The sequence below is a fragment of the Modestobacter italicus genome, from assembly GCF_000306785.1.
In the GTDB taxonomy this organism is placed as follows: Bacteria; Actinomycetota; Actinomycetes; order Mycobacteriales; family Geodermatophilaceae; genus Modestobacter; species Modestobacter italicus.
Genome location: NC_017955.1, coordinates 467,480 through 479,848, shown reverse-complemented (window position 1 = coordinate 479,848; position 12,369 = coordinate 467,480). Strand labels below are relative to the sequence as shown.

Sequence of the window (12,369 nt, the reverse complement as noted above, 5' to 3'; positions counted from 1 at the left end):
CCGACTGCGGCGCTGGTCACCGAGCGCGACGCTGCCCCGCCGATCGAACCCGAGGCCGATCTGCGGGGCAGCTGCGCGTGGAGCGGGCTAGCCGACCTTCGTCAGCTGCCAGCGCTGACCGCATGCGGTGCTGCTGGGCACTGCCTGGGCGATCACGGCACCCGCGCTGGCGCTGTTCGCCGTGACGTTCACCGCCCTGCCGCTGGTCCGCACCAGCAGCTGGTAGGTGTCGCCCCCCCGGTTCGTCAGCGTGAACTGGGCGTTCGGTCCGCTGGCGTCGGAGGACTGCACGAACCTGACGCCAGGTGCCGTCGAGGTCGACTGCAGACGGAGGACCTTGCCCGAGGCGAGGTTGACCAGCTTGTAGAAGCCGCCGGGCAGAGCGACGACCCGCCACCGCTGGTGGGGGGCGTTGGTGTCGGTGCCGGTCCGGACGCGCGCCCTCTCGACGGTGACGGACGCGGCCGGCACTTCGGCCACCTTCCCGCCGCAGGCGTTGGCCAGCTCGTACACGGCGCCGGAGACGATGGGCGCTGGGGTGACGGGTACGGGAACGACCGGAGCCGCCACGCCGGGCAGCGCCCGGACCTCGACCCGGTCCACGAGCATCTGCGCCGGCTGGCTGGCCGGGGTCTGCTGCCCATCGGCACCGCCGACCGCGAGGTCCAGGATCAGCCAGTTGGGCCGGGTGACGTCAGGGCCGAACCCCCACTGCTTCGCCGGGTCCTTGACGTAGGCCTGCGCGCACTGGACGTCGTTGAAGTAGTAGGTGATCTTCCCGGGCTCGATCGTCGCGGAGTACTTGTTGAACCGTCCGGAGAGGTCGGCGTCCTGGGCGTTGGGGCAGTAGTTGTCCGGCGACCCTGCGCCCGGCAGCGTGCCGGGCGCGGTCCAGGTGTGGCCCACCGCGTGGTAGACGTTGTTCCACGTCGTGTAGCCCTCCATGGTGTCCGCCTCACCGATGGGGAAGACGTCGACGCCGTTCGGGTTGTTGTTCAGCGACCAGAAGGCGGGCCAGTAGCCGGCCTGGGGCGGCATCTTGATCCAGGCCGACATGGTGCCGTAGACGAAGCCGAACTTCGCGCCCGTGCGGATCGCGGAGCCGGCCGTGGGCGTCGCCGGGAGGACGAGGTTGCCCTGCCCGTCGAGGGTCTCGTTGTCGCCGGGCTTGATCTCACCGAAGGCGGCCGACGAGTTGTAGGTGGCGGTGGAGTAGTCCTCCCACTTCGTCCGGTCCGGCAGGGACCCGGCTGTCCCGGTGAAGTCGTCCTGGAAGACGATCGCGCCGAGGTCTGCGGCCTGCGCTGCGGTCGGAGAAGGGGTTGCGAGGGGAGCCAGCGCAGCTGCGAACAGTGCGGCCACTGCTACAGCGGCCTTGGTGAGAGCCATGGGCGTCCTTCCGTGGACTGGGCATGCGAGCGCGCGTCAACTCGTCGGCGAGCAGGGCAGCGAGCTCCCCCGCCGGCGCGCGCACGCTCGACGGGGTGCGTGGTCATGGCCGGTGGACGTCCCCGAGAGGCCATCGCCCGACCTGGCTGACACTAACCGTGAACAGTCAACCGCAAGCAGTCACAACGACCATGGTCGTCACTGGTGACCCACCCACCCCGGGTGACGCGTGTGCACACCTGCAGCAGCGATCCCCCAGCGACCGCAACTGGCCCGACAGGTCGGTCAGCCCGCCTGCACCCGGCAGTCGGGGCCGACCACATCGGCAGCCGGGTCCGCGGTCCACGGCAGGCGAGCACATGACCACCGACCAGGCACGAGGGGCGCTGCCACAGCGGGACACGACGGGCGTTCCAGTCGGGGGCCTCCGACCGGTGTCTCACGGCTGGCCGGTACCCGCGCGCCGACGAGACCGTGGCCGCACGGGCGGGTGCGTCCGCTCATCGCCACCGAGCGGGTCGGGGACCGCGGCCTCACGCTCGCGGCGCTTGACCCTGGTGGCGGCCGCTCCCAGCCAGAAGCTGAGCGGCACTGCGAGCGCCACCCAGCCCACCACGAGCCAGCCCCACCACTCCATGCGTCCACCCCTGCTCGCCTCTGATCTGCAGGGTGCCCCGGCGACCGTGGAGTCACAACACCTTCGTGCACGGCCCACCTGTTCGGGCGACCCTCCCGCGGCGTGCTGCAGACCTGACATCTCGAGCGGATGGGCCCGAGCCGGTCTGCGTGGACACGAGCTGCCCGCCTGGAGTCAGCTGAGGTATGCCTCGGCCTGCAGGTCGTACAGCTCCGCGTAGCGCCCGCCCGCTTCCACCAGCTCCTCGTGGGTCCCCGACTCCACGACCCGCCCCTCGTGCAGCACGTAGATGTGGTCAGCGAGCCGGACGCTGGAGTACCGGTGCGAGATCAGCACCGCGGAACGCCCACCCAGCACGCCGCGGACGTCGCGGAACAGCTCGTGCTCGGCTCGCGGGTCGAGGGCGGCACTGGGCTCGTCCAGCACCACCAGGTCGGTGTCCCGGTAGAGCGCGCGGGCGAGCGCGACGCGCTGCCACTGCCCGCCCGAGAGGTCCGAGCCCTCGGCCAGCTCGATGCCCATCACGGTGTCGACGCCGTGGTCGAGCCGGTCCACCGCGGCCGCGATGCCCACCTGCTCGAGGCTCCGCCGCACCCGCCCGGGCTCGAGCTCACGGCCGGTGTCGGAGATGGTGACGTTCTCGCCCACCGTCATCTGGTACCGCAGGTAGTCCTGGAACAGCACGCTGCAGCTCGCCCGGAGGTCGTCGGTCGGCAGCTGTTCGCCGTCCCAGAGCACCCGGCCGGACTCCGGCCGGTACAGCCCGGCGAGGAGCTTGGCGAGCGTGGTCTTGCCCGAGCCGTTCTCGCCGACCAGGGCGATCACCTGGCCCCGCGGGACGGCCAGCGAGACGTCCTGGACGGCGGTGCGCTGCTGACCGGGGTAGGTGAACCGGAGAGCCGTGGCCTCCACTCCGCGCTGCAGACGCCGGCGGCTGCCGCTCTCCGTGCGGGGCGGGTGGTCGCGCGCGAAGTCCTCCAGGTCGCGGAGGAACGGCGCCGCCTCGATCAGCGTGCCCCCGGTGCGGAAGGCGCTGCTCAGCTGTCCGGCGAGTAGCCGGGCGGCGATGGCTGCCGCGCCGGCCTCCGGCAGGCTCATCCGGCCGGAGCTCGCCAGCGCGATGATGGCGACCAGGGCCAGCGACAGGGTGGCCGCGGACCCCACCAGGCCGGCGAGGACCAACCGACGACGGCTCTGCACGTGTCGCTCCAGCCGGCCCAGGTACTCCTGGTCGTCGGCTGCGTGACGGCGCAGCAGCTCGGGCGCCGCGTCGAAGGCCCGCAGCTCCGCCGCCGCCTGCCGATGGCTCACCAGCAGCTTCAGGTAGCCCCGCCGTTGCCCGAGCCGGGTCGTCGTCCGGGAGAACGCGTACTCGGCCCGGCTCGCCCGCCGGGAGATGAGGACCGCGGGAACGCCGCCGAGCAGGAGCAGTGGCACGAGCAGCGGCTCGATGGCGATCAACGCCCCGGACAACGCCAGGACGCTGATCAGGCTGCCACCCAGACCGAGCAGCGAGGTGACCACTGTCAGCGGACGGCCGACCGCGTTGGTCCGCACCCGCTCCAGCCGGCTCAGGAAGGCGGTGGACTCGTACTCCACCAGCTCGACCCCGGCCGCGGAGCGCAGCAGGTCACGCCAGATCCACTGCGAGACGCGTTCCCCCAGCAGTCGCTGCTGCAGGCCCTGCAGCGAGCCGACCGCGCCGGAGACCGCGGTCGTCAGCGCCAGCAGCACGAGAGGGACGACGAGCGCGCTCGCCGGCTCGTCGTCGTCGAGCACTGCCGACAGCGCGAGTTTGCTGGCCAGCACGAGACCCAGCGCGGCGCAGGCGCCCAGCACCTGGTAGGCGGCAGCGGCCAGGGTCCCGCGCCGGTCGGCCCGCCACACCGTCCTCGCCGCGTTCCCCAGTGGCGAGGAAGTTCGTCGCAGGCGACGTATCGAGGGCCTGCTCACGGCAGGTAGCCTAAGCGTCACCTATCGTGCCGACCATGGTGGCTGCTCGGGGCGAGGAGATGGCGACCGTGCGGATCGGCGTGGTCGACCCCCGACCGGTGGTCCGTGCTCGGCTCGTGGCGTCGCTCAGCGCCGCCGGGTGTGCGGTCGTCGACGCGGCACCGACCGGAGACCGCACGCCCCTCCCCCCGGACGTCGACGTCTGGCTGACCGGTGCGCCGCCGGTGACCTCGCTGGACCGGGGCGGTCGCGCACGCCGGGGACGTCGACGTCACGGACGTCCCGGCCCTGCTGGCCCTCGTCCAGCGCGCGGTCGCCGGCGGCGGGCCGACGACGGGCGAGCAGCCGCCGTTCGTCCCGCTGTCGGCCCACGAGGAGGCCGTGCTCGACGGGTTGGCCGGTGGCTGGACCGCCCGCGAGTGCGCTGATCGGCTGGGCGTCTCCACCAAGTCCGTGCAGAACGCGCGCCGCCGGGTCCTCGCCAAGCTGGACGCCACCACGCCGGTGGAGGCGGTCCGCCGTGCCTACGAGCTCCGGGCGGCGGGCGCGTCCCTGCAGCGCAGAGGCGCCTGACGTGGTCGGCGGCGGCACGGCGCCGGCCCGGGGTCCGGTCGTCGTCGCCGGGTCCTCGCCACTCGTCCGTTCGTCGATCCGGGAGGCCCTGGCCCAGGAGCACGAGGTCCTGGTGGCCGAGGACGAGGCGGCCCTGCGATCGATGTACGGCAAGCACCCCTCGGTACTGGTGACGGGCGTCCAGGTCGGCCGGACACCGCTGCTCGACCTGCTGCCCGCGGCACTGCGCACCGGCGCCCGCGTGCTCGTCGTCGCGGACAGCCCGGCGCTCGCCGAGCTGCCGTCACTGCTCCTGCACGGCGCCTCGGGCGCGCTCTCCCTGATGGCGAGCACGGAGGAGGACCTGCGCACCGCGGTGCGCGACGTGGCCGACGGGCACGCATCGCTGCACCCGGCGGTCGCCCGCCTGGTGCTGCTGCAGTGGCGTGAGCTCCGCACTCCCGCCGTCCCCGTCCTGACGACCCGGGAACGGGAGGTGCTCCTCGCCCTGACCGGCGGTGTGCAGGTCAAGACCGTCGCGCGCGACCTGGGACTGTCGGCGAAGACCGTGGAGAGCCACCGTTCACGGCTGTTCGCCAAGCTCGGGGCGCAGAACAAGGCGCAGGCCGTGGCCCGCGCCCTGGAACTGGGCCTGCTGGAGCCACCAACGGCTCCCGCCGCGACGACCCGGGAGCACTGAGTTCCGGGCCGCCAGCGGTTGTCAGGAGACGGTCGGCGCGTTGCCGATCGCCGTGCCGTCGGCGACCCCGGGGATGCCGACGAGGAAGAACCCGTCGTTCGAGCCCAGGGTCTTGCCGGTGTCGAGGGTCATCTCGTGCAGGGAGCCGATGGTGGTGATGGTCGGCGCCTCGTAGCTGTTCGTGTCCATGGGGTGCCTCTCAGTCGGTGAACAGCCAGGCTAGGGTCCCTCAGGCGGACGTGCACCGGGCAGTTCCCCCTAGGGCCCCAGCGTGGAGGTGCTCGTGTCGACGGGCTGCTACGGGCTCGAGGTCCGGGGCCTTCCCGGCGCGGCACACCTGCTGCGCCAGGTCCGCCCTCAGGACCCGCCGATCGAGGTGTCCCGCAGGGTCGGTCCCTCCGACGTCGAACGCAACGAGCTCAGCGACTCCACCGCGCGCTACCGGCTGGGCAGCGGCGCGGGGAGCGCCGTCCTCGATCGTGCGTCGATGACCGCCGCCTTCACGCTGGACACGGGCCATCCGGACGGCAGCGTCGTGCACCCGTTCCTGGCGCTCGCCTCGACCGTCTTCGCCCGCTGGTGCGGACGGGAAGCGCTGCACGCCGGCGCCGTGGAGATCGCCGGGCGCGCCTGGGGGCTGCTGGGCGTCCGCGAGGCCGGCAAGAGCTCGCTCGTCGCCCAGGCGCACCTGCTGGGTCTGCCGGTGGTGACCGACGACGTGCTGGTCGTCGACGACGGGACCGCCCTGCCCGGCCCGGGCCTGGTCGACCTGCGGGCCGGTGCCGCGGCGCACCTGGGCCTGGGAGAGGCCCTCGGCGTGGTCGGCCGTCGCGAACGATGGCGGGTGCCCGTCCCGGCCACCGGGCCGGTGCCGCTCGCCGGCTGGGTGCTGCCGAGCTGGGGTGCCACCGCGATCAGCAGCATCCCCGTCCGGGAACGACTGGGCGTGCTGCGGGAGAACATCGCGCTCGGCGTACCGCCGACGGACCCCGCGCACTTCTTCGAGCTCGGGACGCTGCCCATGGTGCGGTTCAGCCGACCGCGGGACTGGACCCAGTTGGCTGCCTCGACCGGGCTCCTGCTCGAGCACCTCCGGTCACTGGGCAGCTGACGCGGCGGCACTCCCCCGCCCGGCGGCGAGCCATGCCGTCTGGAGCAGAGTGTAGCTGCGCGCATCCGGGTCCGCCCCGCGCCACACGCGGTGCAGCGCGTCGGCATCGACGAGAGCCTGGTCGACCCCCTGCCCGGTCCAGCCGGCGACGAACTCCCTGGTGTGCGGTCCCCAGAACGCGCCGTTGAAGCTGGCCTTGCTCCCCCGCCGGAGGATCTCACGGGGCAGCACGTCGGAGAAGGCCAGCAGCATCGCGCGGGATCGGCTCCGCGGGGGCATGCGCCCGCGGTCCGCCGCCGCCTCCGCGACCACCCGCCCGTCGGAGAACGGGCTGAACACGGTTGCTCCGGCGTCGGCGCCGACCCGGGCGAGGCTGTCCAGCCCGACGGCGAGGTAGCGCGAACCCCAGAAGCGGAGCAGTGCGCGGTCGTGGCGGACCGGACCCGCTGTGCGCATCGCGGCGAAGGCCGCCTGCACCTGCTCCCCCGCACCCCGCCGCAGCCACGGAGCGTGCAGGTCGGGACCGGACCGGCGCCGGAGCACCCAGCTCCGCGCCGCCGCCGGGAGGCCGGACAGCAGCAGCATCGGCAGGTCCGCCGGTCGGGGGCGCACCACCCGGCCGCGCACCAGGTTGACCCGGTCCCAGACGCTGCTCGGGGTCATCAGCTCGTCACCACCCACCCCGGTCAGCAGCGAGCCGCCCGTGGCCTGGTCGGCGATCGGTCCGTGGAAGAACGCGTTGGCAGGCCAGAGGGCACCGTGCCGGCGGAGCACCTGCTGCCCTCGCGGACCGAGCAGGTCCAGCTCGTCGGCCAGCGGCAGACGCACCCAGTCCGCCAGGCCCACCTGAGCGACGACCTGCTCCTGCCAGGCCGACTCCTCTGCCTGCGCGACGGAGGGGAAGCGCAGGCTGACCGCGACCGGCGGCGGCAGTCCCTCCCGCTGCGCGACGAGCCGGGCCACCGCGAGCACCGTGGAGGAGTCCCGGCCGCCGGAGAAGCTGACCACGCAGGGCGGCCGGCACAACGCCTCGCGGACGACGGACTCGAACGCCGCCCGCATCCCCACCCCGGTGGCGGTCGGTGGCCGGCGCCCCGGCTCGTAGCCCAGCGTCAGCCCGGCGGCGACCTCGACCGGAGACAGCTGGGGAGCGTGCGGATGCCTGGCGACGGCCTCGGTCACCGGCCCGCCCCAGCCGTCACGGCGCCAGCCGATGGAGCTCGACGTACCGCAGCGCCGTCTCGTCGCCCGCCTCGACGTCCAGCCAGGCATGAGCCGCGACCCCGTCCGCCGTCGGGGCCACGCCGACGACGACCTCGCACGGCACCCCGTGCGCCGCCAGCCAGGTCTGCAGCACGAGGCTGCGCTCCAGGCAGGTCGGCGACGTGCGGCGCAGCACCGCCTCCACCCCACGCCGGGCTCCGCTGGGCACCCGCGGCGGGCGTGGCACCGTGGCGCCGAGTCCGTCGGCAGCCAGCGAACGCGCAGCCGACCGCAGCCCGCGCCAGGCCCAGAGCACTGCGCGCACGTTGGCCGGGCTGTACCGCCCGATCCGCCTCGCCTGCCGGTACTCCCGCATCTGCTCCGGTCCGTGCAGCCGGGACGGGTACCCGGGCGACGCGGTCACCGCTCCAGCAGCTGGCGTGCCCGGGCCTCGGTGAGGAACGCCCCGACGTCGGCTTCGGCCCGCGCCGGATCGATGCCGAACCGCTCGACCAGCGCTCCGGCCAGGCCGGCCGTGGTCGCCCCGTCGGCGAGGGCCCGCCAGAGCAGGTTGCCCGCCTCGTTGATGCCCAGGTACTCGGAGGTGCGCAGGTCGAGCACGATGACCTCGCCGTCGACCTCTCGCCAGGTGACCGCTCCCTCCCGCAGCCTCAGCACCTCGTCGGTGTCCGGGTCGGCCATGGTCGTCCCCTCTCGTCGAGCCCTCGCGGGCACGGGTCCATCCTCTGCGCCCTGCTGGGCACCGCCTGCACCGGTCCTCATCCCACCTGCCGGCTGACGGCCGAGAGGTAGGCGGTCAGGTCGGCCCCGTCCCCGGCCGCGTGCAGGGTGGAACCCGGGTGCGCAGCGGACTGCACGAAGGCCGGTCGCGGTCGCATGGCCACCCAGCGCCCGGCGCTGGCGGCGACCGCCGCGGCCGCCGCGGCCGAGGACCGGTGCCGCACGGCTCCCAGGGCGAGCCGGGCCGGCGCGCCCCGCACGTCGGACCGCGCCGCCACGACGCGGCCGACCGACACCGCCTGGGCCAGCCGCCACGGCTGCGGGACGAGGCCCTCGACGACGTGGCCGGGCACGGTCGCGCCCAGCAGCGCACGGCTGCGCTGGAGGACCAGCCCGACGGCGGGCCCCACGCCCCACGCCACGGCCCGCGCCGACACCGCCCGCCAGTCGACCGTCCGGTCCGCGATCGTCAGCGTGACGTCCAGCAGCCAGGACAAGCGAGTGCCGCCGGACATGGCCGCGTGCAGGCAGACGTGCACGAGCGCGTCCTCGGGCTGGAGGACGGGAACGGGCGACCCTGCGACCACCGCGCGATGCGCCCGGTCGATCAGCTCACCGGTGTCGATCCGGGTCGCGGCCCGGCGGGACTGCCGGTTCACCAGGCTCCAGTGCAGGTCGACGACGCTGCCGTGCCGCGCCTGGAGGGCCAGCTCACCCGGCACCGCCGCCCGCAGCAGGGCGAAGTTCCTGGTGAGCAGTCCGGACCCCGCCGCGCCGCAGGCCCGGAGCGCGTCCGCGAACCGGGCCGGGTGCACGAGCAGGTCCAGGTCGGAGAAGAACCGCACGTCCCCGACGCCGGCCCGCTCGTACACCTCCGCGAGCACCGGCCCCTTCATGCAGACCCATGCCACGCCGGCCGCGTCCAGCGATCCGGCCAGCGCCCGCAGGTCGGCGTCCAGGCTCAGCCGCCGGCGGACCATCGACCGCCGGCGCTCCACCGCCTCGTCGAGCACCGAGGCCGGCAGGCCGGTCACGGCCGGGCCGGAGCGGGCGAGGAGACCCCATCCCCGGTGGTGGCCCAGCCCGGCCCGCAGTGCCCTGGTGTCGGCACCCACCGGCCACCGCGGCGGCGGGCACGCCTGTCCCGCCGCCGTCCGGAAGAGCCACAGCAGGACGTCGTCCGGACTGCTCCCCCGCATCACGACGACTCAGCCGGCGCGACGGCCCAGTGCCCGGTAGCTCCAGCCGGCCGCCGTCCAGGTGTCCCGGTCCAGCGCGTTGCGACCGTCCAGTACCCGCTTCTGCTTCACGACCTGGCCGAAGGCGACGGGGTCCAGCTCGCGGTACTGCTTCCACTCCGTCAGCACCAGGACAGCGTCGGCGCGGTCCGCTGCCTGCTCCGGGGTCTCGACGACGTCCAGCTGCGGCCAGCTGCGGCGGATGTTGTCACCCGCTGCCGGGTCGGTCACCTGCACGACCGCGCCCTGCAGCTGCAGCTGCGCGGCGACGTTGAGCGCCGGGGAATCGCGGATGTCGTCGCTGTCCGGCTTGAACGCCGCGCCCAGCACCGCCACCCGCTTGCCCAGCAGCGACCCGTCGCAGACCTCGCGGGCCAGCTCGACCATCCGGATCCGGCGGCGCATGTTGATGTTGTCCACCTCGCGCAGGAAGGTCAGCGCCTGGTCCGCCCCCAGCTCCCCGGCCCGGGCCATGAACGCCCGGATGTCCTTGGGCAGGCACCCCCCGCCGAAGCCCAACCCGGCGTTGAGGAACTTCCGGCCGATCCGGTCGTCGTGCCCGATCGCATCGGCCAGCAGCTTCACGTCCGCGCCGGTGGCCTCGCACAGCTCGGCCATGGCGTTGATGAAGGAGATCTTCGTGGCGAGGAAGGAGTTGGCCGCCGTCTTCACCATCTCGGCGGTGGCGTAGTCGGTGATCACCTGGGGGGTGCCGGCCGCGACGATGGGGGCGTAGACCTCGTCCAGGAGGGCGCGGGCGGCATCGGCGGACGGACCGGCCGGCAGGCCGTACACCAGCCGGTCGGGGTGCAGGGTGTCCTGCACGGCGAAGCCCTCCCGGAGGAACTCCGGGTTCCACGCCAGCATCGCACCGGGCACCTTGCCGCTCACCATCTCGGCCAGCCGCGCCGCCGTCCCGACCGGGACCGTCGACTTGCCGGCCACCAGCTCACCGGGCGCCACGACCTCCAGCAGCGACTCCGCGGCCGCCTCGACGTAACGGAGGTCCGCGGCGTACTCCCCCCGCTTCTGCGGCGTCCCGACGCAGACGAAGTAGATGGAGGAACCGGCCGCGTCGGCCATCCGGGTGCTGAACCGCAACCGTCCGGACTGCAGGCTGGTGCCGAGCAGCTCCTCGAACCCGGGCTCGTAGAACGGGGCCCTGGCCTGTTGCAGCGACTGGATCTTGGGCTCGTCGACGTCGATGCCGATGACGTCGTGCCCGAGCTCGGCCATCGACGCCGCGTGGACAGCGCCGAGGTAGCCACAGCCGATGACGGCGATCTTCATGTGTGCAGGCTCCGCTTCGTGGTGGTGGGCGCGATGGGTGTGACCGCGGTCAGTAGGCGCCGGAACCGCGGAAGACCGCGCCCAGGGTCTTCCACAGGATCATGAGGTCGAACGCCAGGGACCAGTTCTCGACGTACCTCACGTCGATGCGGACGGAGTCGTCCCAGCTGAGGTCCGAGCGGCCGCTGATCTGCCAGAGCCCGGTGATGCCCGGCTTGACCAGGAACCGGCGGTGCATGTCGAAGCCGTACCGCTCGACCTCCTTGGGCAGCGGAGGGCGAGGTCCGACCAGCGACATGTGCCCGACCAGGACGTTGAGGAGCTGTGGCAGCTCGTCGACGGAGTACCGGCGGAGCAACCGGCCGACCGGGGTGACCCGGGGATCGGCCTTCATCTTGAACAGCACGCCGTTGCCCTCGCTCGCCGCCTCGAGCGCCGCCATGCGGGCCTCCGCGTCGACGACCATGCTGCGGAACTTGAGCATCGAGAAGGGCCGGCCGTCCTGACCGACCCGCACCTGGCGGTAGAAGACCGGCCCCCGGCTGGTCGACTTGACCACCAGCGCGATGCCGAGGAACAGGGGGAGGAAGAGCAGCGTCGCGAGCAGTGCTGCCATCCGGTCGACGGCGTTCTTGGTGAGCCGCCGGATGCCGGTCAGCTCCGGCCGCTCGACGTGCAGGAGCGGGAGGCCGCACACCGGGCGGATGTTGACGCGAGGGCCGACCACCTCGGTCACCGCCGGGGCGAGCAGCAGCTCTGCCCGCGTCTGCTCCAGGTCCCAACCCAACTGGCGGAGCCGTGGGCCGTCCAGTTCCGAGCTCGGCAGCACGGCGACCGTGTCGACCTCGTAGCGCTTCACCACGTCGATCACCTCGTCGAGGTCGCCGAGCACCGGGAGCCCGCTGGAGTCGCCCATCGTCACCCGGCGCGGCAGGCAGCAGCCCACGACGTCGTAGCCCTGGTAGCGCTCCCGGTCCATCTGCTCGTGCAGGGCTGCCACCCCACCGCGGTGCCCGACGAGCAGGGTGGTCTGGAGGAAGCGGCCACGACGGCGCTGGCGGTGGAGCCAGGCCCGCATCGTCAAGCGGGTGAGCAGGGTCAGGGCCGTGGCCAGGGGGATGGCGACCACGACGAAGCCCCGCGCCACCTCGACACGGACCGCCCAGGAGACGGTGCCGACCGTGGCCAGCAGGAAGAGCGCGGCGACGAAGACCCGTCGGGACTCCTCGGGACCGGCCCACAGGAAGCGGTCCTCGTAGCTGCGGCTGACGAGCATGGCGACCACCCAGGCGATGGGCAGCACGACGACCGACCACGCCGGCGCGGTCCGCGCGAGCTGGCCGACGCCGGTGTCGAACCGCACCGAGTAACCGATCTCAGCGCCGACCAGAGCGCAGAGCACGTCCGCGACCAGCAGGGCGCGGACGTACCGCGACCGCCAGGCCCTTCTGGCCTCGGTCCCCCGGCCGCGGGTCCCCGGCTGCCAGCTGAGCGCGGCCTGGGTCGTACGCAACGGCGATCCGCGGTGCGATCCGCGCGCCCTGCTCGTCGTCGG

12 protein-coding genes are annotated in these 12,369 nt (G+C 73.5%); 3 read left to right on the top strand and 9 right to left on the bottom strand.

Features of this window, described 5'->3' with window-relative positions:
* Positions 1–87 precede the first annotated feature (87 nt).
* Together MODMU_RS02265 and MODMU_RS02260 are read right to left on the bottom strand one after the other, a co-directional pair.
* Positions 88–1,389 carry an RICIN domain-containing protein gene (locus MODMU_RS02265; RefSeq protein WP_014738541.1) on the bottom strand — a complete coding sequence of 434 codons (1,302 nt, stop codon included), beginning with the start codon at positions 1,387–1,389 and terminating at the stop codon, positions 88–90.
* A gap of 811 nt (positions 1,390–2,200) precedes the next feature.
* Positions 2,201–3,913, bottom strand: coding sequence for an ABC transporter ATP-binding protein (locus tag MODMU_RS02260; protein ID WP_014738538.1), 1,713 nt, complete (start codon positions 3,911–3,913; stop codon positions 2,201–2,203).
* A 354-nt stretch (positions 3,914–4,267) separates the two neighbouring features.
* Here MODMU_RS02260 and MODMU_RS02255 point away from each other — a divergent pair, with 354 nt between their 5' ends.
* Complete coding sequence (locus MODMU_RS02255; protein WP_083869649.1) at positions 4,268–4,552, top strand: helix-turn-helix domain-containing protein; 285 nt, start codon at positions 4,268–4,270, stop codon at positions 4,550–4,552.
* Between the two features lies 1 nt (position 4,553).
* Positions 4,554–5,231: a response regulator transcription factor gene (locus tag MODMU_RS26670; RefSeq protein ID WP_014738535.1), complete on the top strand. Its 678-nt coding sequence runs from the start codon at positions 4,554–4,556 to the stop codon at positions 5,229–5,231.
* A 21-nt stretch (positions 5,232–5,252) separates the two neighbouring features.
* Here the strand turns inward: MODMU_RS26670 and MODMU_RS28265 are convergent, their stop codons facing one another.
* The gene (locus MODMU_RS28265) at positions 5,253–5,420 is read right to left on the bottom strand and encodes a hypothetical protein (protein ID WP_014738534.1); all 168 of its coding nucleotides are present in this window, start codon (positions 5,418–5,420) and stop codon (positions 5,253–5,255) included.
* Between the two features lie 82 nt (positions 5,421–5,502).
* Here MODMU_RS28265 and MODMU_RS02245 point away from each other — a divergent pair, with 82 nt between their 5' ends.
* Positions 5,503–6,342, top strand: a complete 840-nt coding sequence (locus MODMU_RS02245; protein WP_014738533.1) for a hypothetical protein — start codon at positions 5,503–5,505, stop codon at positions 6,340–6,342.
* On the opposite strand, the gene MODMU_RS02240 is transcribed toward MODMU_RS02245, so the two are convergent.
* The 6 genes from MODMU_RS02240 to MODMU_RS02215 form a co-directional block, all read right to left on the bottom strand.
* On the bottom strand, positions 6,328–7,524 hold the full coding sequence (locus MODMU_RS02240) for an asparagine synthase-related protein (protein WP_051143909.1): 1,197 nt from the start codon (positions 7,522–7,524) through the stop codon (positions 6,328–6,330). The genes MODMU_RS02245 and MODMU_RS02240 overlap by 15 nt on opposite strands.
* A gap of 16 nt (positions 7,525–7,540) precedes the next feature.
* Positions 7,541–7,969: a lasso peptide biosynthesis B2 protein gene (locus MODMU_RS02235; protein WP_041794870.1), complete on the bottom strand. Its 429-nt coding sequence runs from the start codon at positions 7,967–7,969 to the stop codon at positions 7,541–7,543.
* The gene (locus MODMU_RS02230) at positions 7,966–8,247 is read right to left on the bottom strand and encodes a PqqD family protein (RefSeq protein ID WP_166503370.1); all 282 of its coding nucleotides are present in this window, start codon (positions 8,245–8,247) and stop codon (positions 7,966–7,968) included. Before MODMU_RS02230 ends, MODMU_RS02235 begins: the two co-directional genes overlap by 4 nt.
* A gap of 77 nt (positions 8,248–8,324) precedes the next feature.
* Positions 8,325–9,401, bottom strand: coding sequence for a nucleotidyltransferase family protein (locus tag MODMU_RS26665; protein ID WP_166503369.1), 1,077 nt, complete (start codon positions 9,399–9,401; stop codon positions 8,325–8,327).
* 93 nt (positions 9,402–9,494) lie between these two features.
* Complete coding sequence (locus MODMU_RS02220) at positions 9,495–10,814, bottom strand: UDP-glucose dehydrogenase family protein (RefSeq protein ID WP_014738530.1); 1,320 nt, start codon at positions 10,812–10,814, stop codon at positions 9,495–9,497.
* Positions 10,815–10,863: 49 nt separating this feature from the next.
* Complete coding sequence (locus tag MODMU_RS02215) at positions 10,864–12,327, bottom strand: sugar transferase (protein WP_166503368.1); 1,464 nt, start codon at positions 12,325–12,327, stop codon at positions 10,864–10,866.
* Between the last annotated feature and the right edge of the window lie 42 nt (positions 12,328–12,369).